Source organism: Streptomyces sp. NPDC043176 (assembly GCF_056436715.1).
This window is the reverse complement of the sequence record NZ_JBWKCA010000001.1, coordinates 367658-390503: the sequence shown is the minus strand read 5'-3', so window position 1 is coordinate 390503 and position 22846 is coordinate 367658. Positions and strand designations below refer to the sequence as shown.

The following is a 22846-nucleotide window of genomic DNA, read 5'->3' as shown; positions in this document are numbered from 1 at the left end:
ATGGAGAAACCACTCTCCAATGCCGGTGAAAACGCCGCCGCCCGACTGCTCGGACGTGCCCATCCAGTAGCCGCTGCACCATCAAGGACAAAAATTCGGTGCGCCCCATTACGCCGTTCCCCCGGCGTCGAGCGTGAAGTGGCGATCAACGTAATACTCAGGTCTGAAAGACGTCAACATTCTTTCGCAACGGCCTGGCGGACGCCCGGTTTGCACCGCTTCATGGCTGACACTTATGCGCCATGACCGTCATATGCCACCGGTTCGGGGTTGTTTTCCGGCCGCCGTCCGAAGCAGGCTGGACCACGTGAGTAACGCCGCGATAGACCACTGGCAGAAGATAGGCATTATCGGCGGGCTCGGCCCCCTTGCCTGCGCTCATTTCTACCTGCGTCTCGTCGAGCTGACGACGGCCGGCAGCGACCAGGAGCACCCGGAGGTCGTCCTCCTCTCCAGCCCGGCCATCCCCAGTCGCCTCGACCACCTCCTGTCCGACGGACCTTCGCCGGTGGAACAGCTCCAGGCCGTGGCGCGGCGCCTGCAGGAGGCCGGCGCCCAGCTGATCGCGATGCCCTCCGTCACCACGCAGGCCTACTACGACGAGGTCTCGGCCGCGGTGGACGTTCCCGTGGTCGACATGCTCGCGGTCGTGGCCGCCGGGCTGCGGGAGGCCGGCGTCCGGCGTCCCGCCCTCGCGGTCACCGACGGCGCCCTGAAGCTCGGTCTGCTGCACCGGGCCCTGGTGGACGCGGGCCTCACCCCCGTCTACCCTGACCCCGCCACCCAGCGCGAGATCCAGGAGTGCGTCGAAATGGTCAAGTCCGGCCGTGTGCCGGAGGCTTCGGCCCAGCTGCGCAAGGCCGTCGAAGGGGAGTGGACGCGACCCGGGGACGGCGTCGTCGTCGGCTGCACGGACCTGTCGCCGCTGCTGCCCGAGCTCCCCCCGAACGTGCACGACGTGACCCGCATCCTCGGCCGGGCCGTCCTGGACATGGCCGCTTCCCGATGACCCCGGAGCTCGGCCTGGCACCACAGGAACTCAAGACGATCGGCCTCGACGAGGAGTCGTGGAGCGAACTCCGCTCCGGCAGCGCGGGATTCGTCGCCCGGCACATGGGACGCGTACAGCTCCCGATGGGCGAACTGACCGCTTCGATCGCCGCGTTGCCGCTCACCCCGATCCGCACGGGCCACCTCGCCGACTGGGGCGACATCGCCGCCGGGCGCAGCACGGTCCTGGACTACAACCGCGTGGTCTGCCGCGTCCCGGGGCTCGCCCGCCCCCTGCTCTACGACTTCAACCAGACCGAGGACACCGCCCTCGCGAGCGGCGACACCCTCTTCCTGCCCGGCTCCCTGGTCGAGGCCGGTGTGCGCGGCCGGCTCCCCCTCCGGCACCGGTCGCCGGCCGGCATGGAGCGGTACGACGGCGACGGATCGCTGTTCGTGCCGTACGCCGAGACCGAGTGGGAGGGCGAGCGACTGCCCCTCACCGAGCTGCACCGCCGCCGGATGCGCGAGCACTTCCCCGACGCCACCTTCCACTCCGACCTCCTGACCGGTGAGGAGGAGCGGGTCGCGGAGGTGCTGCACACGCTGCTCCGGGCGGCCGGGACGGACACCCGTGCCCTGTCCTACGTGTTCGACCGGATCGTGCGCCGCGACGGAAGCGTGGAGCGGTTCAAGCCGACGGCCGACGCCTCGGGCTACCACCTGGGACCCGTCAGCTACCCCACGGCCGACGCGCTGGTCGCGGCGAGCCTGCTGCCCGCGCGGGCCGCGATCGCCGCCGGACGGTTCACCGACGCGGACGCCGCCCCTCCGCCGCACGCGCCGCTGCTGTCGGTCGACGCGGTCACCCTCCTCTACGCGGTCCTCGGCACCCATCGAGCCCCCGGACAGCCCCCGGTCTGCGGGGACTTCGACGTGCACGTGCAGTGGGGCGCCCTGGCCATGGGCGGCTACCCGCCGCAGCGCCGCGGGTACTTCTTCAGCGGCGCGAAGAAGACCAGGTGGATGTACGAGGCCGTGGCGCGGGACCTGCCCTGGGCCGCTCCCCTGCTGTTCGTCATCGCGCCCACCGCGCCCTTCCTGCTGTGGCCGTCCTCGCGCGAGCCGCGTGACGCGGCGCTGATCGCGGCCCTGCTCACCCGGGTCCGTACGGCGATCGCCGCCTGGCCCGAGCGCGTGGACCGGACGGCCCCCGAGATCCAGCGGGTCGTGGCCGAGTGGCTGGAGGCCGAGGGCGCGGAGCTGTCCGCGGCCTTCCGCCGGCAGATCAGGTGGGGCGACCGGCTGTCTCCGGACGGCCGGCCGCTGGCGGCCGGGGAGCCGGTCGAGCCCGAGGGGTTCTCGACGCTGACCATGAGCCAGGCGTGCCAGATCGTCGGCGCCCTCGTCGAGGCGGTGGCCTGAGTGGCGCTCGCCCCGCCCCCGGTGGCGCCCGCCCGGACCTCCGCGCTGGCCTTCAAGATCTTCCTCGGCGGCCAGACCGTGTCGCTGATCGGCGACGGTCTGGCGATCCTCGCGATCCCCCTGCTCGTCCTGCAGATCAGCGGCAGTCCCTCGGCCGCGGTGCTGGCCGCCATCCCGCGGACCGTCGGCTATCTGGCGGTCGGTCTGCCGGCGGGCGCGCTGGTCGACCGGATGAACCCCCGGACCGTGATGCTGGTCATGGACGCCGTACGGTTCGGCGTCTTCGCGACGCTCGCCACGCTGGGGGCGCTGGACCGCCTCCAGGTCCCGGTGATCCTGGCGCTGGCCTTCGTGGCCGCGGCCGCGGGCGTGTTCTTCGAGACCGCGCTGGCCGTGGCCGTACGCGACAACGTGGAGGAGGACCGGCTCCACCGGGCCAACTCCCTTCTGGAGGCCGCCAACCAGAGCGCGCAGATCGTCGGCCCCGGTCTGGTGGGCGTCCTGACGGCCGTGGTCGGTCTGCAGGCGGCGCTGCTCGTCACCGCGAGCACCTTCGTGGTGTCGTTCGCCACGGTCTTCACCGTGCTGAAGGGCGATCAGCCGGGCGCGGCGCCCTCCGCCCCGCTGTCGGTGGCCCTGCGGGGGATCGGCAAGGACCTGGCGGAGGGGCTGCGCTGCCTGCGCTCGCTCCGGGTCGTCCTCGTCATCACCTGTCTCCAGGCGAGCGCGAACCTCTTCCTGGCCGTGGCCACCCTCCTGGTCTTCTACGTCCGCAACACCCTGCACCTCGGGGACACCGCGGTCAGCATCGTGGTCACCGCGGGCGGGGTGGGCGGCGTGCTCGGCGCGGCCGCCGCCTTCCGGCTCGGCGGCAAGGTGCGCCACGAGGTGCTGATCACCCTGGGCGCGGCGGCCCTGGGCACGGCCCTGACCGGTCTCGGCATGTCGACGTCCCTGGTTCCGCTGCTGCTCCTGAACCTCACGATGAGCGCCTCGGCGGTCCTCGCCGTGGTCATCATCCGCACCGTCCGGCAGAGCGTGGTCCCCCGCCACCTGCTCGGGCGGGTCACCGCCACGGCCCGCGTCACCGCCCTGGTCGCCAGCCCGGTCGGCGCGCTCGTCGGCGGCGCGCTCACGACGATGAACCACGGGGATCCGCGCCCCGTGTTCCTGGGCGCGGGCGTCCTCAGCGTGCTGACGACCGCCGCCGCCTGGTTCTTCGGCCTCCGGCACGTCTCGCGTGCGACGGGCGGCGCGGCGGAGCGCCCGGCCGGCGACGGACCGGAGTCCACGGCCGACGGCGGACCGGAGCGCCCGGCGCACGGCGGACCGGAGCGCTCGCCCGACGGCGGACCGGAGCGCCCGGCGCACGGCGGACCGGAGTCCGCGGCCGTCGGCGCGCCCACTCCCGAGAGCCACCCCATGAAGGAAGAGTCGTGACCAACCAGCTCACCCAGCGGTACGTGGCGTCCGTCGACGACCGCACGGTCCGCGACACCGTGCACAAGGCCGTGGACGTGGAGCTCCTGCGCGTCGCCTACGGCGGGGCGTTCCTGAGCCGTCCCGTGTTCCTGGACCACGCGCAGCAGGAGGGACTGGGCGACGACCTCGCCGGGATCTTCCGGCTGCTGACCTCGCTGCCGGGCCTGGTGGCGGACGGCGACCTCGCGCGCTACTGCGAGCTGGTCGGCATGACGCCCTCGCAGGCCGACGCGGTCCGCCGGACGGCGGGCGGCCCGCCGGTGCCGCTGGGCCGGGCGGACCTCTACCACGACGGCGAGGGCTTCCGGCTGCTGGAGTTCAACATCAGCAGCGCCCTCGGCGGCTTCGAGAACGCCGAGATCAACCGGGCCCTGCGGGACGTGCCGGCGATCGCCGACTTCGCCGAGCGGGAGCGGCTGCGGCACGTCGACACCCTCGGCGAGATCGTCCGCGTCATGCTGGACGCGCACACCGCCCCCTACTGGGGCGACCGCCCCTTCGTCGCCCTGGTCGACACCCCCGGCAGCTTCACGGACCTGGAGCGCAGGCTCGGTTTCATGGCCGAGCTGCTGGGCGCGTACGGGATCGACGCGGTGCCCTGCCACACCGGGCAGATCGAGGCCCGGGACGGACGCCTGTACGTCGGGGACCGTCCCGTGGACATCGTCTACCGGTTCTTCATCATCGAGGACCTGCTGGAGGAGACGGGCGAGCTGGAGCTGATCGACCCGATCCTGCGCTGTCACGAGAACGGCGGGGTCACGGTCTTCGCACCGCTCGACACCGAGATGTACGGGAACAAGCGGGCGCTGGCGCTGCTCGGCGACGAGCGGGTGCGGCAGTCCCTGTCCGGCGAGGACCGTGCCCTGGTCGACCGCTTCGTGCCCTGGACCCGGCGGGTGCGCCGCGGCGAGGTCGAGGTGGGCGGCGCGTACGTCGACCTGGAGGCGTACTGCGTGGAGAACCGCGCGGACCTCGTGCTCAAGCCCAGCCTGCTGCACGGCGGCATGGGCTTCGCGGCCGGCTGGCTGATGGGCGAGGCCGAGTGGCGCGCGGCGCTGGACGACGCGATGCGCAGCCCGTTCGTGGTGCAGCGCCGTGTCACGCCGGAGCCCGAGACCTTCGCCGACGGCGACGTCACCGGCCCCAGCGTGCTGAACTGGGGTGTCTTCATGGCGGGCGACCGCTACGCCGGAGCGGTCGTGCGCGGTGTCGCCGACCCCGACGTGGGCGTGGTCAGCATGGGCAGCGGCGCGCGCGTCGGCGGATGCTTCCACGGGCCCGACGCGAGCGGTGCGCTGTGACGCCGTACGGTGCTCCGGCCGCTTCCGGCGGGGCGGGGGACCTGCCCGCGGAGCTGGGCGAGCTCGCGCTGCGGCTGATCCGGATCCCGTCCGAGAGCGGATCCGAGGCGGCGATCGCGGACTTCATGGAGGAGCGGCTGCGGCGTCTGGAGTTCCTCGAGGTGTTCCGGATCGGGGACGCCGTCGTCGCGCGCAGCGACTTCGGCCGCGGCCGCCGGATCCTGCTGGCCGGGCATCTGGACACGGTGCCGGACACCGTCCCGGCGCAGCCGGCGGACCTGGTGGACGGCGCGGTGACCGGACGCGGTGCCGTCGACATGAAGGGCGGCGTCGCCGTCCTGCTGCGGCTCGCCGAGCGGGCGGTGCGCACGGCGGGGCACGACTGCACGCTGGTCTTCTACGACCAGGAGGAGGTCGGCAGCCACCGCAGCGGCATGAACCGCCTGAGCCGGCTGCACCCCGAACTCCTGCGGGCCGACGCGGCGATCCTGCTCGAACCCACCGGCGGCTGGCTCGAACCGGGCTGCCAGGGCAGCCTGCGGGTGAGTGCCGCCTTCCGGGGCCGCGCCGCCCACACCGCCCGCCCCTGGCAGGGCGTCAACGCGGTCGAGGTGGCGCTGCCCGCCCTGGAGCGGTGCGCGGCCCACAAGCCGGAGGTGGTGATGCTGGACGGTCTGCGCTACCCGCAGGCCCTCCAGGTCGTGGGCGTCGCCGCGGGCGGTGACAGCAACGTGGTGCCGGACCGGTGCGTGGTGCACCTGAACGCCCGGTACGCGCCGAACCGGACGAAGGCGGAGGTGCTGGCCGAGCTCCGGGAGCTCCTCGGGCCGGACGCGGCGGAGCTCGACGTCACGCTGGACTCGCCCGCCGCGCCGCCGTCCCTTGACCACCCCGTACTGACCCGGCTGAGCGAGCTGGTCGAGGGGCGGGTGCGGCCGAAGCTCGGCTGGACGGACGTCGGCCGGCTCGCCGCGCTGGGCATCCCCGCCGCCAACTTCGGCCCCGGGGACCCGGAACTGGCGCACGGCCCGAGGGAACGGGTCGAACTCTCCGAACTCGCCCAGGTATACGATGCGTTGGAAAAAGTGATCTTCGGATGAAGCGGTCCGCGCTCGTCGAACCCGTCGAGTTCCACCAGGCGTTGGAGAGAGTGATCCCCAGATGAGACGGTCCGCGCTCGCCCGGCCGAACCGGGATCTCGCCGAACGCGTCGCCGACGTCGAGGTCACCGATGTGACGCTGCGCGACGGCGGCTACCTCAACGGCCACGCCTGGACGGCGGACCGGGCGCTGGCCGTCGTCCGCGCGGTGTCGGCCGCCGGGGTCCGCCGTATCGAGGTCGGGTACGCGAACGCCGGTGTCGCGTACCCCTCGCCGGCGCTGCTGGGCGACCTGGTCGCGGCGGCCGGTCCGGCCACCGTCGTCATGATGGTGAAGCCCTTCGGCGACGAGCCCGACTGGGCCGCCCTCGCCGGTCGCGGTGTCGGGGCGGTGCGCTTCCCCGTGACCGTGGCGCGGGCCGCGGAACTCGGACCGGTCCTGGAGCGGGCCCGCCGGGCCGGCCTGGAGACGGCGGTCAACCTGATCCGGGTGAGCTCGCAGGCGCTCGACCCGGTGGTCGCGGCCGCGGTCGCGGCGACCGGGCTCGGAGCCGGCGCGCTCTACGTCGCCGACTCGAACGGCAGCCTCACCCCTGACGCGACCGACGAGCTGGTGCGGGCCCTGTGCCGTGCCGTGCCCGTGCCGGTCGGGTTCCACGGCCACGACAACCTGCGGCTCGCCCTCGCCAACAGCCTGGCCGCGCTCCGCGCGGGCGCCTCCCATGTCGACGCGTCGTTCGACGGGATCGGCAAGGGCGGCGGAAACCTCGTCCTGGAACTGCTCCTCGCCTACCTGCGGTCACGGGGCCGGGACGACTTCACGGTCCGGCCGCTGGCCCCGCTGGCCCAGGTCCTGCGGGAAGAGACGACGACACGGCGACGGCAGGAGTCGGCGGCCTGGGCCGCGGGCCTGTTCGACCTGGACATCGACCAGGCCGGGCCCCTCTTCTCCCGGTCGTTCGACCACATCCTGGCATTCGTCGACGCGGCTCCCCACCGGGGGCCGGACCTCACCGGGGACACGGACGCCCCACCCTCCCTGACCCATGAAGAACGGAACTGACGTGACCGACTTCGTCGACGGCCTCGACCGGATGATCCGCGAGCGCCGCAAGATGACGAGCCCGCTCTACCAGGTCATCCTGACCGGCAAGGCCACCGAGCGCCTGCTCGCCGAGTTCGTGCGCCACCGCTGGCCCATCAAGAGCATGTGGACCCGCAACATCCTGGGCATAGCCTCGCGCGTCGAGGACTACCGGCTGCGCTCCCTCCTCGTGGAGAACGTCTACGAGGAGGAGACCGGCGCGCTCAGCCACAGCAAGCGCCACCTGGAGACCTTCGCCGACTTCGGCGTCTCGGTGGGCGTGGCCAGGGATTCGCTGTCGACCGAGGACCCGCGTCCCGAGACCCGCGCCGTGATCGAGCACAACGTCTCGGTCTGCAACTCCGGCCGGCACTTCACCGAGGGCGTCGCCTCCGTGCTGCTCCTGATGGAGGGGCAGCCCCCGATCGTCAGCGACGGCGGGAACAGCATGCTCTCGGTCATGCGTGACGTGTACGGGCTGCCCGCCTCCGGGCTGGAGTTCTTCGTGCACCACGCCTCGGCGGACCACGACGCCGACGCGGTGAGCGAGCTGGAGGACGAGCACGCGGACGCGGCACGCGAGTTGCTGCGCCGCTACTGCACGACCCCGGAGCTCCAGGAGGGGGCCCGCACGGCGCTCGCCCGCGCCCTCGAACTGCGCCACCGGCACTTCGACATGATCCTCGCCGAGGGCTACGACCCGTCGGAGCCGGTCTTCAGGTACCAGGGCAGTGATGACGACAACGCCTGACCTCCCGGGCGGCGCCGGACCGGCGGACACGGTGTTCCACGCCGGCCGGATGGTCCCCGCCGACCAGGCGGCCCTGCGGGTCGACAGCATGGCGCTGCGCTACGGGCTCTCGGTCTTCGAGGGCGTACGGCTCTACCGGCGCACCGACGGCGGGCTGCGCCCCTGGCTGCTGGCGCAGCACGTCGAGCGCCTCCGGTCGTCGATGGACGCGATGCGGCTGCCCGACCCGGGTGTCGACCGGCTCGCGGACATCGTCGACGAGCTGACGGGGCGCAACGGCCTGACCGACGACGCCTACTGCCGGATCAGCGTCAGCGCGGACGGCCCGGGGCTGATCGACGCCCCGGTCCGCTCGGCGCTCACGGTCACGGTGCGGCCCATGGGCCGCAAGCGGTGGCTGGCGGGGGCCGAGGGCATGCGGCTGGGCGTGAGCCGCTGGCAGCGGCCGTCGGCCGCCGTGCTGCCGACGCACGCCAAGAGCATCTCCCAGTACGCCGGTTCCCGCGTCGCGCTGATGGAGGCGAAGGCCGCCGGATACGACGGGTGCCTGCTGACGACGCCGGAGGGGCATGTGGCCGAGGCGCCGACGGCGACCCTGTGCACGGTCCACGACGGTGCGCTCGCCACTCCCCCGCTCAGCGACGGCGTCCTGCCGGGCGTCACGCGCGCCTGGGTCCTGGCCGCGTGCCGGACCCTCGGCATCCCGGCCGCCCCCGCGGTGATCGGGGCGGAGCGGCTGCGCGGGGCCGACGAGGTGTTCCTGTGCGGGACGGGCCTGGAGTTCGCGACGGTGCGCGCGATCGACGGCGCCGAGCTCCCCGCCTGGCCGGGGTCGCCGGTCACGGACCGGATCGTGGACCGGTACTTCGCCGAGGTCCGGGGCGACGCCCCGGCCACCGACGTGTCGTGGAGCCCCGTTGATTGACTGGATCAGGACCGGCGTGACCACCGCCGAACTCGCGCGGTATCCGCGGCGGTCGCTGGCGTTGACCAGCGAACGGGTCGACGCGGGGCCGCCGTTGCGCAACCGGGCCTTCCCCCTGTCGCCGAGCGCGCTGTTCGTCGAGGCCTCGCGCGTCGCGGACCACGTGTCCCGCGTCGAGTCCTATGTGGCGCTCCTGGACAAGGTGCTCGCGCTGTACCGCGCGGACGCGGAGGTCCGGGCGTTCTTCGGGCTCTCGGCCGCGGCGGAGCGGCTGATCCGCGCGTGCGACGCGGCACGGGACCGGGTGACCGTCGCGCGGATCGACGGCTACGTGGACGCGGCGACCGGCCGGCTGCGGTTCCTGGAGAACAACGCGGACGCGCCGGCGGGTGCCGTCTTCACCCCGCGGATCAACACGGTCGTGGCCGACGTGCACCGGCAGCTGGGCCTGGACGGCGGCGACCCCGGCACGTTCGCCTTCCGGGACGACCGCGCCTTCGCGACCCATCTGCTCGCCCACGCCGAGCGGCTCGGCGCACCCTCCGCGGGCCTGCGGGTGGCCGTGCTCCAGCCCCGGGACGCCGTCGGCGTCGAACCCGCGGAACTGGTGGCGCAGTTGAACGCGCACGGCGCCACGGCGTTCCTGGCCGACCCCCGGGACATCGAGCTCGTCGACGGTGTCGTACGGTTCGCCGGGCGCCCGGCCGACCTGTGCTGGAACAAGGTGAACACCGTGCTGTGGCGCGGGCTCGTGGAGGACTCCGCGGACCTGGTCGAACGGTGGTGCCGGGCCCTCGCCCACGAGGGGTTCCTGCACGTCAACTCCATGGGCGCCCGCTATGTGGCGGAGAGCAAGCTGGCGCTCGCCCTGGTGCAGGACCCGCGGTTCGCGGACCGCTTCGACGCGGCGGAACGCTCGCTCGTGGCGGAGGTCCTGCCCTGGTCGCGTGCTCTGCGCGGGGGTTCGGACCTGCCGTCCGAGGCGGAGATCCGGGCCCGGGCCACGGACTTCGTCCTCAAGGAGCCCTACGACATCCGCGGCGACGGGGTCCTGGTGGGCCGCGCGACCCGCGGCGACGTCTGGGGCGACGCCGTCTCCGACGGGGCCGCGCGCGGCCGGCTGCTCCAGGAGTACGTGGCACCGGTCAGCTGCCCGGTGCTGTGCGAGGACGGCAGGACGGTACCGATGGCCGTGAGCCTGGACTCGTTCGTCTGGGGCGGCCGTTTCGTCGGGTTCGGCGCGAAGGCGTCCACGGGCGACCGGGTGAACGTCTTCCAGGGCGGCCGGAAGCTGTCCGTGCGGGTCTCGGGAGAGCCCGCGGTGAACACGGTCCCTGCCGGGCAGTAGCCGGCCACCGGCCGTCAGGCCCCCCGGGCACCAGGCGCCGTACCGCCCCGTGGAGCGGCTCCGCGGCGGGACGGCGCAGCGGGGGCGCTCGCGCCGGGCGGCCCGACCGGCCGCCCGGCGCGACGCGTCACCTCGATCTCGAAACCCGACCGGCCGCCCGGCGCGACGCGTCACCTCGATCTCGAAACAGGAAAGGCAGTTCATGCGCATCACCGACCTCGTCGTCCACCACCGTCAGGTCCCCCTCCGTATGCCGTACTCCTCGGTCATCCGGGGGACCGTGGACGAGGCCCACGTCACCCTGGTCGAGCTGGTCCTGGAGGACGGCAGCTCGGCGTGGGGCGAGGCCGTGTCCATGCCCGCCGTGACGGGTGAGACCCCGGGCAGCGTGGTGGCCGCGCTGAACGGCCCGCTGCGCGCGGCCGTCGTCGGCCGGCACACCGAGAACCTCGAGGAGACCTGCGACCGGGTCGAGCGGAGCATCCTCGGCAACGGCGGCGCCAAGGCCGGCGTGGACATCGCCCTGCACGACGCCTTCGCCCGCGGTCTCGGGATCCCGCTCTTCCGCGCGCTGGGCGGCGGCCAGGGGACCATGGAGACCAGCATCACCGTGGGCCTCGGCACCCCGGACGAGATGGCCCTGCGCGCGACCGAGCTGGTCAAGGACGGCTTCACGGCGCTGAAGCTGAAGGTCGGCCACGCGATCGCGCACGACGTGCAGCGCGTGGAGGCGGTCCGCGAGGCCGTCGGGCCGGACATCCGGCTGCGCCTCGACGCCAACCAGGGCTGGACCGCCAAGGAGTCCGTGCGGGCCGTGCGGCTCCTGGAGGACCGCGGCGCGGACATCGAGCTCATCGAGCAGCCGGTCGCGGCGCGGGACCTGCGGGGGCTGCGTTTCGTCCGGGAGCGCGTCGACACCCCCGTGGTGGCCGACGAGAGCGTGCTCACCGCGCAGGACGCCCTGGAGGTCGTGCGCCAGGAAGCCGCGGACATCCTGAGCGTCAAGGTGCAGAAGAGCGGCGGTGTGCGGGGCGTCCTGCGTGTCGTCTCGATCGCCGAGGCGGCCGGGCTGACCTGCATGATCGGCTGCTCCCTGGAGACGGAGATCTCCATCACGGCCGCCGCGAGCGTGGTCGCCGCGCGCAGCGCGGTGACCCATGTCGACCTCGACGCCCCGCTGTGGCTGGGTGCTTCGCCGGTGCGGGGCGGGGTCTCGTACCGCGGCCCGGTCCTGGAGCTGCCGGATGCTCCGGGTCTCGGCGTCGGCGGTGTGCTGCCGGAGCCGTCGGCCTGAGGGGTGGCGGCGGTGGGCCGCACCTCGGCCCATTGCTGCCACGGCCTCTCTGCGCCAGGCTCGAACTCTTGCCCGGATTCCGCTGCTCCACAAGAATCTTGAGCACCTACGTAATTCGCGACGCCCCACAAAAGGCGTTGCCGTTTACCGAACGTGAGAAGCGGAAGCACAAACATGGCACGCAATTCGCACCCCCGCAACATCTCCTACCCGCCGGCTCCGAAGCGGTCCTTCCTCCTGGCCACGAACCTCGCCGCGACCGCCATGCTGGCCCTGGTCCTGGTGTCGCAGGCCGCGCCGGCCGCGGAGAACGACCGAAGCGCCGCGAGCGCCGCGGCGGACGCCACGTTCGTTCTCGAGGACCTGATCTGGGGATAGCAGGGGCAGTACGCGTCGGGGGGACGACGTCCGAAGCAGAACCGGCTACCACCTTCCGGCAACCGCACTCGAAGCCGACCGATCAATCAAAAGAACGGAAAGTTAAGAATCGTGAGCAAGTTGCCGGATAGTGTCCTGTCCTGCACCGACGTCAACGGGGACCTCCTGTCGGACGGCGTCCTCCGCTACGCGTTCCACCAGCTGCTCGGCAACAACGGGTACGTGCACGTGGTCAACGTGCCGAAGTCCTTCGACCACGTCGCGTTCCTCAAGGAGCTCGGTGACTTCCAGCCGACGCCGACGGGCACCGTCGTCGGCGACCTGAAGCCCGAAGCCGACATGGACGACACGTACCACGCGCAGAACCGGAAGTCGCTGCTCCCGCACAGCGAGGGCTACGAGTTCCGCGGCGTCCCGCCGCGTTACCTCGGCCTGTGGTGCGTCACGCCGGCCTCCGGCGAGGGCGGCGAGACGACCATGCTCGACGGGAACCAGATCCTCGACGAGTTCACCGAGGAGGAGCGGCAGCGCCTGTTCGACACGACGTACGAGTGGAAGTCGACCGACGGCCTCTCGCGGCGTGGTGTGGACGTCCGGGTCGAGCACCCGGTGTTGGAGAACCGCAACGGCGGCCGCGTGTTCCGCTTCTCGTACAACAACATGATCGTGCCGGAGGGTGACGAGCTGGCCGCGCGCCTGCGCGAGCGCGGCAAGGAGATCTACGACGAGAACCACATCGCGGTCAGCTACGAGCAGCGCGACCTGATCGTCTGGGACAACTGGCGGATGCTCCACTCCCGCAACGCCTTCGAGGACCCCTCCCGGCACCTCAAGCGCGTCCAGATCGCCGCCCCGGTCGACGCCTGAGCAGGCGGCCACCGAGCAGGCGCCACCGGGGCACCCGGCGCCGCGACGTGCCGAACCCGTCGCGGCGCCGGATGTCAGCGGATCACTGGAGCCAGCCCAGGCTCATCGCCTTGGCGCCGGCCTGGAATCTGGACTCGGCGCCCAGCAGGTCCATGAGTCCGGCCAGCAGACGCCGGTAGGTGCGGATCGACACCCCCAGCTCGCGGGCCACGGCCTCGTCCTTCATGCCGGACACCATGGCTCTGAGGATGATCCGCTGCTGAGGCGTCGGCTCGTCGACGACGGTCTCCGTGGCGTCCTCCAGCGGGGACGCCATGAGCCAGCACAGCTCGAAGACCTTGGTCAGGAGCTGGACCATGCTGCCGCCCCGGAAGAGCATCAGCGCCATCTCGCCCTCGGCGGCCGAGGCGGGCGCCATCGCCCAGTACCGGTCGACGATGATCAGCCGGAACGGGAGCGCGTTGGCGAGGCGCACCGAGACGCCGTGGTCGACCAGCGACTGGAGGTGCATCGCGCCCCGCGGCACACGGCTCATCGGGGTGAGGTGGATGGTGCGCATGGCCACGCCCTCGGGCAGGTTGTGATTGCGCTGCATCCCGTCGGCGAGTTCCGTGGACGGCAGCACGAGCCCCGGGTGCATGGAGATGATCTCCTCCTGCGCGAGGGAGGGCACCCGGTCGAGCAGTTCGGCTATCCGGTCCTGGCCGACGACGAGCTCCGCGTCCACCGCGCTCCGCTCCGCCGGCCGAAGGCGTACGAGCCCGGCGGTGGCCGCCTCGATCGTGGCCGAGACCTCCTCCGCCTCCCGGGCGATCCGGCTCAGAGAGGTGCGCGACGCGGAGAGCAGGCGTCTGAACTCCGCTTCCGGAAGCATCGACTGGTCGGGCCGATCCGAATCACCGGTAGGCATACGCCCCCTCAAGCAAATGAAATGGCGTCGCGTGGGCGCCAGGAAGTCCGGGTATCACGTCCGCGAATTTGAAGATTCCCATGGCAGTGCAAAATTCCCCTAAAGTTGCATGGAACGCTCGGTCAGAGGATCTAAGCGGTCGCTTGGGCGGCCCCCATGATCGCACAGAACCCTGTGCGTCAACCCGGCTTGATCCGGTGCACTCTCCACCACCTCCCGCCATCAGATGCGCGATTCACCCTTCAGACGTGCACCCGGCGGGGCGAAATGACATCCGCCCGACCGAACCGTTCACAAAGGGCCCCAACGGCACAATGCCTTCGATTACCACCCTGCGCGAGTGATAATCGAAGGCGACGAGTGCACGGTCATGAGGACGCCGGACGCACCCATGGGGTTGTTCTGGTGACGAGTCGTCATATTTCGTTCAGGTAAGTGGACTTGGAGTGATCGGGAACGCCCGCGGATTCAGTCGGATTTCGGCTGCCCGCCGCCGCTCCGCGCGGCCAGTTCGCGGTTGCTCCACGCCGGGTCCCCCGTCAGCTCTTCGCCGAACCACGCCGGCGGCTCGAAGGCGCGGGCCGCGCCGACGCCGTCGAACTCGACCTCCACGACCCGCAGGCCCGCCAACTCCCCTTCGTACACGTCGACCACGGCGGTCGCGTCCCCGAGCGGAACGGCCCAGCGGCGCTTGCTCAGCCGGTCCCGCCCGGCCAGGGCCCACAGCTGCTCGAAGACCTCGTCGGCGATCGGGAACTCCACCTCCCGGCGCACCAGCGGGTTCCCGTCCTCGTCGGGGGCCTTCACGGTCATCAGCCGGGCGTCACCCTTGGCCCGCACCCGGATCTCGTTGCCGGAGCCCAGCGGACTGAGGTACGCCTGACGGAGGTGGCTCGAGGGAGCACCGGCCGGAATAAGCCATTCCGTGGCGACCAGAAACTTCCGCTCGATCTCGAAGTTCGTCAAGTCCGTTCTCGCTCTCGTGTACGAATGCCGTCAAAGGTGTGTATTGCGCGACCCCGCACAGGCCTCCGCGACCCACGCGGCCGTGGTCTCCGGCTGTTCCATCCAGAAGAAGTGACCGGCCGGGACGAGGGTGAACCGGGCGCCCGGGATGGCGGCGGCGATCCGCTCGCCCTCGGCCACCGGGACGAGCCGGTCGGCGTCGCCGTGGACGACGTGCGTCGGCACGGCGATCCGGTGCAGCCGGTCCGCCGTACTGTGCCGGGCCACCGCGGCGATCTGGCCGGCGGTCACCTGCGGGGGCACCGGCAGGGTCAGGGTGGCCTCGCGGTACTCGTCCCAGGCGCCCTCCCGAACGGCCTCCGGGTCCTTCACGCCGACGTGGAACACATTGCGCACCGTCGCGAGCGGGTCGCCCCGGACGACGGCCGCGGTGAGCACCTCCAGGACCTCGGGCGGCGCGCCGGCGCCTCCGGTGTGGGTGCAGCCGAGCAGGAGGCCGCCGACCCGGTCCGGATGGCGCAGCGCCAGCTCCTGGGCGACGAGACCGCCCATCGACACCCCCAGGACGTACGCGCGCGGCCAGCCCAGCTCGTCGAGCAGGGCGGCCGCGTCGTCGGCGAGGTCCGCCACCCCGAAGCCCCGGTCCAGCGGTGCCGAGCGGCCGGTCCCGCGGTGGTCGTAGGCCACCACGTCGAACGACTCCGAGAGGAGCGAGAGCAGCCGCTCGCCCCAGTGCAGGGAGTGCGCGGCGGTGCCCTGGACGAGCAGCAGGGGCGAGCCGGCACCGCGGCGGAGGTAATGCAGCCTCTCCATACGTACGACCTTCGGCAGAGCAGGTGGGATACGGCACGGCGCCGGGCCCGGGGCGGCTTCGACGACGGCCGCCCCCGGCCCGGCACGGGGTCACGCCGTGGCGGGCGCCGCCTCGGCGGCCGGCTGCGAGCGCGCCCAGACCCGCTCGATGAAGGCGCAGACGAAGCCGCCCAGCATCACGACCAGGGCGAGGACGATCCAGCCGGGCTTGCCCCAGTTGATGCACATGGAGATGACCACGATCGGCGCCACGGCCTCGGCGAGGCCGTGGCCGAGCCCCATCACTCCCTGGTACTGGCCCTGGGCCTCGGGCTTGGCGAGGGCGAAGGAGAGCTCGAACGTCCCGGCCGCCTGCCAGACCTCGGCGAGGGCGTGCAGGACGACGCCGACGATGAGCAGCGTGAGCGCGACCCCCGCGGACGGGCCCTCCGCGAGGGCGATCAGCACCCACGCGACGAGGAACACCGGGCCGGACAGCGCCAGCAGGCGGGCCGCGGAGCGCGGTCCGTCGATGGAGCGGGTCGCGGGGACCTGGGTGGCGGCGACCAGGACCGACTCGAAGAACAGGACGACGGCCGCCATCCAGCGCGGCGCCTCGGTGTGCATGACGATCCACACGGGCAGCGCGGGGACGAGGACGAAGTACTGCAGGCTCGTGATCGACGACGTGGCCGTCAGCGCGAGGTAGGGGAGGTCGCGCAGGGCCACCCAGCGGCGCTCCTTCCCGGCGGGCTCGGCCCCCTCCCCGTCCTCCTTCTTCGCCGAGCGCGTCGGCGGGATGTGCGGGAGGCGCGTGAGGATCGCGGCGGCGAGCAGGAAGGTGACCGTGTCGGTGACGATGACGGACACGTAGGCCGGGCGCGTGTCGAAGGCCAGGACGACGGCGGCCCCGATGGTGCCGATGGCCAGGCCGACGTTGGTCACCGCGCGCAGGTACGTGCGGTACTGCGCGCCCTTGTCACCGGCCAGCACGCCGATCATCGCGCCGCGCGCGCTGACGGTTCCCGCCCGGCCGACGGCCGCGGCGGCGGCCACGACGACGAGGGACCAGAGGTTGTGCACGAACAGGAGGGAGATGCTCGCGGCGGCCTCGAGGAGCATGGAGCCGATGACGACCTCGCGCGAGCCCCGCCGGTCGGCCCAGTCGCCGATGACGACGCCGGCCCCGAAGCCGCACAGCGAACCGACGGTGAGGCCGATGCCCGCCTCGGTGGGGGTGAACCCGGCGGACCGGATGAGGAAGATGGTCCCCGCCGACAGGAAGATGCCCATGCCGATCGTGTTGACGACGGTCGCCAGGGCCAGCAGCCGCTGGCGGGGTTCCTCCGGACCGCGCAGCGCGGTGCGGAACTTGGTCATCCGGCTCATGACGGGGTGCCCTCGCTGACCTGCCACAGGGCGTGCAGAGCGTTCACGGTGTCTCTCCTGGCTTCGAGTCGGGGGTGCGCATGGGGGGGTCACTGGGGTGCCGGGCCCGCCGCGGTCCGTCGGGGGACGGCCCGCGGCGGGCCCGGCGCCGCGGTCGGTCCGTTCAGGAGGCCGACAGGAAGGCGTCCTCGAGCCGGACGAGGTGGGCCTGGGTCCACCGGGCCATGCGGAGGGCGGTCGCGGCGTCGGACTCGCCGGGACGGGCGCCGTCGAGGATCTGCGTGACGTAGTCGTCGACGGTGATCCCGCACTGGGGGGTCTTCTCCAGGCGGCGCACCAGCCACTTCTCGCGCCGGCACAGTTCGCCGGAGAGCACGAGCGCCGCGTCCGCGATGGTGGCGGCGGCGAGGGCGGCGGAGACGCGGGCCGTCTTGTCGTCACCGGCGTCCAGCTGGCCGGCGACGTCCGTGAGGCGGTTCTCCACGTCGGCCTTGAGGCGGCGGGCCCGGGCGCGCGGGTAGGAGGAGCCGGCGATGAGCTCCTTCATGCGGCCGAAGAACTCCTCGTTCTTCAGCGGCATGGCGACGTCGAGGCGGTAGACGAAGTCCTGGAGGAAGTCGCCCATGCTGCAGAACTCGACCTCGGTGGCGAGGTACGGCTCGAGGGCCGTGGTGAGCGTGGACGTCGGCCACACCTTCAGGTCGACGCGCGCGTTGTCGTAGACGCCCATCCAGTTGTGCCAGCGCACGCCGCTCGAATCGGCGCCGGGCCAGGTCTCCATGGTCTCGTCGACCGGGAGGACGAGTTCCTTGTCGGAGAACGCGTAGAGGTCGATGTCGCTGAAGGCGTTTCCCCACCCGGCGGCGATCGAGCCCGTCATGCAGACGGCCTCGGCCTCGGCCAGCCCGGGAAAGTGCTTGAGGATGGCCTCGAAGGAAATGTCCGGAGGGGTGAGGACCTTCGGCTGTGCGGCGATGACCTGGACTGTGGGGTTGAACATGAGAATACCTTCCGAATAGCAGAGACTATGGGGGCGTTTCATAGGGACCGACCGGGGAATCGACGCCGAAATCCCCGATATCCCCGATTACTTCGCCGCAATACGACTGGTGCCGCGCATGGGCTATGATCCGTTTTCATGAATACTTCGCGCCGTTCTCAGGCACTGGTTCCGTGGAGTTCGGAAATACGGAATGAAACCGCCCTCGTCTGCATTCCGTGGGCCGGCGCCGGGGCGACTCCGTTCCGCGCCTGGGGTCCGGTCGTCGGTGACGCGGCCGATGTGTACGGCGTCCGGCTCGCCGGACGGGAGAGCCGCCAGACCGAGCCGCCGGGCACCGTGCTCGCGGACACCGTCGCCGAGCTCGTCCGGGAGGTGACCGCGCTGGGCGCCGCGCGCGTGGCCCTCTTCGGCCACTGCTCGGGAGCCCTGCTCGCCTTCGAACTCGCCCACGCGCTGCGCCGGTCCGCCGGAGCACCCGAGGTCGGACACCTGGTGGTGGCCTCGCAACTGCCGCCGCGCGCCTACGCGGAGGCCCCCGTCGAGTCGGACGACGACCTGACCCGCTTCGTGTCCGAGGACCTCCGGAGCGAACCCGAACTCATGGAGCTGCTGCTGCCGATCCTCTCCGCGGACATGCGGCTGGTGTCGGGCTACGACCGCGCGGCGTCCGTGCCGCTCGACTCCCGCCTCACCGTCGTGTACGGCGCGGAGGACGAGCACCTCGACCGTGCGGCGGTCGACGGCTGGCGTGCCGAGACCACCGGCGCGGTGGAGCTCCGTGAGGTGGCCGGCGCCGACCACCTCTTCGGCGGTGCGGCGTGGCCGGCCCTCGCCGGCTGCGTCCGGGACGCGCTCGGGTGAGCCCTCCGCGGCCCCGGTCCGCTCACGCATCGTCGAGGAGCTCCGCGAGCTGCGCGACCGTCGGGTGCGAGAAGACCTGGACGAGCTGAAGGTCCGGCCAGCGGCCCCGCAGGACGCGGACGACCTTCACCACGGTGCTCGACGAGGCGCCCAGGTCGAAGAAGCCCGTGTCGGGATCGACTTCGTCCAGGTCGAGGGCCTCGGCCCAGACCGCGGCAATGACCTCGGCCGCTGGACCGTCCAGATCGAGGACGGTCCCGGGGTCGCTCGGCGTCTCAGTCATCGAGCACCTCGCGCAGCGTCGTGCCGACCCGCTGGAGGTGGTCGAGGTCGCTGGGGTCGAGGACCGTGACGATCATGCCCTCGACGCCGGCCGCGCGGTACTCCCCGATCCGCTCCTGCACCTGCGCCCGGGTGCCGCACAGCGCCAGGCCGCGGGCCGCGCTCGGCGCGACGCCCAGGAGCGTGCCGAGGCGTTCCAGCGACTCCTGGAGCTCGGCCTCGGAGTCGGTGACGATCGCCGTGCCCAGCCAGGTCCGGCTGATCTCGGAGCTGTCGCGCCCCGCGGCCTCGCACGCCCGTTCCAGCACCTCGATCTTGTGGCGCACGGTGGCGGGCCCGCCGAAGAAGTTGCAGGCGTCGCCGTGCCGGGCCACCAGCGGGATGAGGACCTTCTCGCCGCCGCCGCCGATGAGGATCGGCGGGCCGCCGGGGCTGACGGGGGCCGGCACGTTCAGCGGCTCGTCCACGCTGTGGTGCTTCCCGGAGAACCGGGGCGCGTGCTCGGTGAACATCGCCCGGCAGATCTGCACCGCCTCGTCGAGCTGCGCCAGGCGCTCCCGGGGCGTGCGGAACTCCATGCCGTAGGCGTGGGTCTCCTCCTCGTGCCAGCCGGCGCCGATGCCGAGGACCGCGCGTCCCGAGCTGATGACGTCGATGGTGGTGACCATCTTCGCCAGCAGCGCCGGGTTGCGGAAGCTGTTGCAGGACACGAGCACGCCGAGGCGGGCGGTCGTGGTCACGGCGGCCAGGGCGGCGAGCGTCGTGTACGCCTCCAGGATCGGCTCGTCGGCCTCGCCGACGGAGGCGATCTGATGGACGTGGTCCATCGTCCAGAGGCTGTCGAAGCCGGACGCCTCGGCGGCGTGCGCGATGTCGACGACCTGCTGGAAGAGCCGGTTGTCCATGACTCCCGGGAAGGAGTACCCGGCGTACTGGAAGCCGACCCGGGTCAGGGGGCGGCGGCTCATCCGGAGACCGTCAGCTGGGCGAAGGCCTCGGCGTCGGCCGCGGACACGATCTCGACGAGACCGAGGTCGAGAAGGCGGGCGCTCACCTCGTGGACGCCCTCACGGACCTCCGCCACCGGCCGGTCCAGCTGTCCGGCGACGGCGTCGGTGATCTCGGCGAGGGTGCGGCGCCCGTCGACGAGCAGCCAGACCACGCGCGCGTCGCGGTCGAGCACGTACCGGCCGATCACGGTCTCCAGCAGCACCCCGCCCTCGGCGCGGTCGCTCAGCTCCATGACCTGGTCGGTCCGCCGGGCGGTGACGTCCAGGCGGCGGACGAGGACGGTGGTGTCGTTGACAGTGCTCATGAGTTCTTCTCCATGGCCAGGGCCTCCTCGACAGCGGTCGTGGTGGCGGCGATCGTGGGGGCGATGAACGGCAGGTCGACCGGGAGGTCGATGCCGAAGCCGGCGTTCAGGCGAGCGCCGATCTCGACCGCGTACAGCGAGTCGCCTCCGAGGTCGTTCACGAAATGGGCGTCAGGTGCGATGTGCTGGATGCCGAGGACCTCGCGCCAGACCTGCTCGACGAACGCGGCGACGTTCGCGGCGGCGGCGGCCTCCGGCGTCTCCGGCCGGACGAGCTCGGGCTCGGGGCGGGGTTCGGGCCGGTCGAGCCAGAACCGGGTGCGGGTGAACGGGTAGGTCGGCAGCGGCACCCGGCCGCGTGCCTCGTCGCCGTAGTAGGCGGTCCAGTCGACGGCCACGCCGGCCCGCCAGGCCGCGGCCACCGCCTCGGCCAGGTCGAACGACGGGCCGACCAGGACCTGGCCCACCCGCTCGCGGACGGACCCGGCGTCGGCGGCGCCGCCGGTGCAGGCGGCGAGGGCCGCCTCCAGCGCGGCGGTGTCGCCGCCCTGGGCGAGCCAGTCGGTGGCCGGGCGCGCCCAGTCGGGGGCGTCCACGCGCGAGAACGTCAGGCCGAGGCGGCGCAGAACGCGGGCGACGCCCAGCGCGGTGAGCGCACCGGCCTGCTGAGGGGCCAGGCCGTCGAGGGCGGACTCTCCGGCGAAGCCGTCGGTGAGTTCGGCGACCGCGGAGCGGAACAGCGGCTCTTCGCCGAGCAACCGGGCTCCCAGGGCCGCCAGTTCGGCGGGCGTGCCGTGGACGGCCAGCGACCAGCGGGTGGTGGGACGGCCGGTCTCGGCGGCCGCCTTCAGCTGCGCGAGGGCCTCGTCCGCGTCGGCGACGACGGCGGCCCAGCGGCGCGTGAAGCGGGCGCGGCCCACTCCCAGCGTGTAGGCGATGTCGGCGAGTTCGGCCCCCGCGCCCGGGGTCGTCGCCGCGAGCCGCTCGGCGAGCCGCTCCCGCATGCGGGTCAGCTCGTCGTCGGTACGGGCCGACAGCGCGATGACCTGCCGGGGGCGCGCCGCCGCCGCGGTGGGCGCGGTCTCCGCGGCCTCCACGACCACGTGGGCGTTCGAGCCGCCGAGGCCGAACGAGCTGACGCCCGCGATGCGCGGTCCTTCGGTGTCCCACGCCCGGGTCTCGGAGGTGATGACGAAGGGGGACGAGGCGAGCGGGATCTCCGGGTTCGGGCTGCGGAAGTGCAGCGTTCCCGGCACGGTGGCCCGCTCGACCGCGAGGGTCGCCTTGATGAGGCCGGCGACGCCCGCCGCCGCGTCGGTGTGCCCGATGTTGGGCTTGACCGAGCTCAGGGTGATGCTCTCGGCCGCCCTGCCGGGGGTGGCGAAGACGCGCCGGAGCGCCTCGAACTCGACCGGGTCGCCGATGGCGGTGCCGGTGCCGTGGGCCTCGACGTAACCGACCTCGTCGGGTGCGACGCCGGCCCGGGCGAGCGCGCCGCGGATGACGGCTTCCTGGCCGGCGATGTTCGGCACGGTGAAGCTGGCGCGCGATCCGCCGTCGTTGTTGACCGCCCAGCCGCGGATCACGGCCCGGCGGCGGTCGTGCGCCGCGCGGGCGTCGGTGTCCCGCCGGAGCACGACGATGCCGGCGCCCGCGCCCGGGATCGTGCCCGAGGCGTCGGCGTCGAACGCGCGGCAGCGGCCGTCCGCCGACAGGATGCCGCCCTCGGTGTAGTCGTAGCCGTCGACGTCGGGCATGAGCAGGCTCACGCCGCCGGCCAGCGCGATGTCGCAGTCGCCGGCGGCCAGCGCCGAGCAGGCCTGGGCCACGGCGCTGAGCGCGGTGGCGCAGCCGGTCTGCACGGTGATCGCCGGTCCGGTGAGGCCGAGCTTGAAGGCCAGGCGCGGAGCGAGGAAGTCCTTCTCGTTGGCGAGCGTGATGCGCACGTCGCCGCCGCGGCCGGCCCGCTCCTCGGCCGGGGCGACGAACTCGCGGAAGTAGTGGTTCTCGCCCGAGCCGACGAACACGCCGACGACCGCGTCGCGCCGGCCGGCGTAGCCGGCGTCCTCCAGCGCCTCGGCGGCCACTTCGAGGAGCACGCGCTGCTGCGGGTCCATGATGACGGCCTCCGTCGGAGGCGTACGGAAGAAGTCCGCGTCGAACCACTCGACGTCGGCGACCTTCGCCGCGGCGCGCACCCGGTGGGCCCCGCCGTCGACCGGTCCGTCCGCGTCGACGCGGGTGACCGACTCGACGCCGCCGACGAGGTTGGTCCAGTAGCTCTCGACGTCGTCGGCTCCCGCGAAGCGGGCCGCCATGCCGATCACGGCGACGGGCTGTGCGGGCAGGGGTGTTCGTTGCATGGGAGGACTCCAGGTGG

22 protein-coding genes are annotated in these 22846 nt (G+C 72.6%); 13 read left to right on the top strand and 9 right to left on the bottom strand.

What is annotated here, in order from left to right; genetic code table 11:
• The first annotated feature begins 307 nt into the window (after nt 1-307).
• The 12 genes from AC067A_RS01775 to AC067A_RS01720 all read left to right on the top strand — a co-directional run bounded on the left by AC067A_RS01775 (nt 308) and on the right by AC067A_RS01720 (nt 12948).
• Entirely contained in the window at nt 308-1009 is a 702-nt protein-coding gene (locus AC067A_RS01775) for an aspartate/glutamate racemase family protein (protein ID WP_478613077.1), read from the top strand.
• Nucleotides 1006-2415, top strand: coding sequence for a DUF6025 family protein (locus tag AC067A_RS01770; RefSeq protein WP_478613074.1), 1410 nt, complete (start codon nt 1006-1008; stop codon nt 2413-2415). Before AC067A_RS01775 ends, AC067A_RS01770 begins: the two co-directional genes overlap by 4 nt.
• Complete coding sequence (locus tag AC067A_RS01765; RefSeq protein WP_478613072.1) at nt 2416-3855, top strand: MFS transporter; 1440 nt, start codon at nt 2416-2418, stop codon at nt 3853-3855.
• The gene (locus AC067A_RS01760; protein ID WP_478613070.1) at nt 3852-5201 is read left to right on the top strand and encodes a hypothetical protein; all 1350 of its coding nucleotides are present in this window, start codon (nt 3852-3854) and stop codon (nt 5199-5201) included. Before AC067A_RS01765 ends, AC067A_RS01760 begins: the two co-directional genes overlap by 4 nt.
• On the top strand, nt 5198-6301 hold the full coding sequence (gene dapE, locus AC067A_RS01755) for a succinyl-diaminopimelate desuccinylase (RefSeq protein WP_478613068.1): 1104 nt from the start codon (nt 5198-5200) through the stop codon (nt 6299-6301). Before AC067A_RS01760 ends, dapE begins: the two co-directional genes overlap by 4 nt.
• A gap of 61 nt (nt 6302-6362) precedes the next feature.
• Nucleotides 6363-7364, top strand: a complete 1002-nt coding sequence (locus tag AC067A_RS01750) for a beta/alpha barrel domain-containing protein (RefSeq protein ID WP_478613066.1) — start codon at nt 6363-6365, stop codon at nt 7362-7364.
• Nucleotides 7348-8136: a TenA family transcriptional regulator gene (locus AC067A_RS01745; RefSeq protein ID WP_478613063.1), complete on the top strand. Its 789-nt coding sequence runs from the start codon at nt 7348-7350 to the stop codon at nt 8134-8136. Before AC067A_RS01750 ends, AC067A_RS01745 begins: the two co-directional genes overlap by 17 nt.
• Nucleotides 8120-9061 carry an aminotransferase class IV gene (locus tag AC067A_RS01740; protein ID WP_478613060.1) on the top strand — a complete coding sequence of 314 codons (942 nt, stop codon included), beginning with the start codon at nt 8120-8122 and terminating at the stop codon, nt 9059-9061. Before AC067A_RS01745 ends, AC067A_RS01740 begins: the two co-directional genes overlap by 17 nt.
• Nucleotides 9054-10409, top strand: a complete 1356-nt coding sequence (locus AC067A_RS01735; RefSeq protein ID WP_478613057.1) for a hypothetical protein — start codon at nt 9054-9056, stop codon at nt 10407-10409. Before AC067A_RS01740 ends, AC067A_RS01735 begins: the two co-directional genes overlap by 8 nt.
• A gap of 202 nt (nt 10410-10611) precedes the next feature.
• Nucleotides 10612-11703 carry a dipeptide epimerase gene (locus AC067A_RS01730; protein ID WP_478613054.1) on the top strand — a complete coding sequence of 364 codons (1092 nt, stop codon included), beginning with the start codon at nt 10612-10614 and terminating at the stop codon, nt 11701-11703.
• A gap of 174 nt (nt 11704-11877) precedes the next feature.
• Nucleotides 11878-12081 carry a hypothetical protein gene (locus AC067A_RS01725; protein WP_478613052.1) on the top strand — a complete coding sequence of 68 codons (204 nt, stop codon included), beginning with the start codon at nt 11878-11880 and terminating at the stop codon, nt 12079-12081.
• A gap of 111 nt (nt 12082-12192) precedes the next feature.
• The gene (locus AC067A_RS01720; protein ID WP_478613049.1) at nt 12193-12948 is read left to right on the top strand and encodes a TauD/TfdA dioxygenase family protein; all 756 of its coding nucleotides are present in this window, start codon (nt 12193-12195) and stop codon (nt 12946-12948) included.
• An 82-nt stretch (nt 12949-13030) separates the two neighbouring features.
• Here the strand turns inward: AC067A_RS01720 and AC067A_RS01715 are convergent, their stop codons facing one another.
• From AC067A_RS01715 to AC067A_RS01695, 5 genes are all read right to left on the bottom strand, one after another.
• Nucleotides 13031-13858 (bottom strand): helix-turn-helix domain-containing protein, encoded by an 828-nt coding sequence (locus AC067A_RS01715; RefSeq protein ID WP_478613046.1) that lies wholly within the window; start codon nt 13856-13858, stop codon nt 13031-13033.
• Nucleotides 13859-14326: 468 nt separating this feature from the next.
• Complete coding sequence (locus AC067A_RS01710; protein ID WP_478613044.1) at nt 14327-14824, bottom strand: CYTH domain-containing protein; 498 nt, start codon at nt 14822-14824, stop codon at nt 14327-14329.
• A 30-nt stretch (nt 14825-14854) separates the two neighbouring features.
• Nucleotides 14855-15637: an alpha/beta fold hydrolase gene (locus tag AC067A_RS01705; protein ID WP_478613042.1), complete on the bottom strand. Its 783-nt coding sequence runs from the start codon at nt 15635-15637 to the stop codon at nt 14855-14857.
• Between the two features lie 90 nt (nt 15638-15727).
• On the bottom strand, nt 15728-17005 hold the full coding sequence (locus tag AC067A_RS01700; protein ID WP_478613039.1) for an MFS transporter: 1278 nt from the start codon (nt 17003-17005) through the stop codon (nt 15728-15730).
• Between the two features lie 163 nt (nt 17006-17168).
• Nucleotides 17169-18005: a hypothetical protein gene (locus tag AC067A_RS01695; protein WP_478613037.1), complete on the bottom strand. Its 837-nt coding sequence runs from the start codon at nt 18003-18005 to the stop codon at nt 17169-17171.
• Between the two features lie 138 nt (nt 18006-18143).
• Here AC067A_RS01695 and AC067A_RS01690 point away from each other — a divergent pair, with 138 nt between their 5' ends.
• Nucleotides 18144-18869 (top strand): thioesterase II family protein, encoded by a 726-nt coding sequence (locus AC067A_RS01690; protein WP_478613035.1) that lies wholly within the window; start codon nt 18144-18146, stop codon nt 18867-18869.
• A 22-nt stretch (nt 18870-18891) separates the two neighbouring features.
• On the opposite strand, the gene AC067A_RS01685 is transcribed toward AC067A_RS01690, so the two are convergent.
• Genes AC067A_RS01685 through AC067A_RS01670 form a run of 4 tightly spaced genes read right to left on the bottom strand, consistent with a single transcriptional unit; the run spans nt 18892 to nt 22829 of the window.
• Nucleotides 18892-19152: a phosphopantetheine-binding protein gene (locus AC067A_RS01685; protein WP_478613033.1), complete on the bottom strand. Its 261-nt coding sequence runs from the start codon at nt 19150-19152 to the stop codon at nt 18892-18894.
• Entirely contained in the window at nt 19145-20119 is a 975-nt protein-coding gene (locus tag AC067A_RS01680; RefSeq protein ID WP_478613030.1) for a TIGR03560 family F420-dependent LLM class oxidoreductase, read from the bottom strand. Before AC067A_RS01680 ends, AC067A_RS01685 begins: the two co-directional genes overlap by 8 nt.
• Nucleotides 20116-20466 (bottom strand): PqqD family protein, encoded by a 351-nt coding sequence (locus AC067A_RS01675; protein WP_478613027.1) that lies wholly within the window; start codon nt 20464-20466, stop codon nt 20116-20118. Before AC067A_RS01675 ends, AC067A_RS01680 begins: the two co-directional genes overlap by 4 nt.
• A complete protein-coding gene (locus tag AC067A_RS01670; RefSeq protein WP_478613024.1) occupies nt 20463-22829 on the bottom strand; it encodes a beta-ketoacyl synthase N-terminal-like domain-containing protein in 2367 nt (788 codons plus the stop codon). The genes AC067A_RS01675 and AC067A_RS01670 overlap by 4 nt, the downstream gene beginning before the upstream one ends.
• Nucleotides 22830-22846 lie beyond the last annotated feature (17 nt).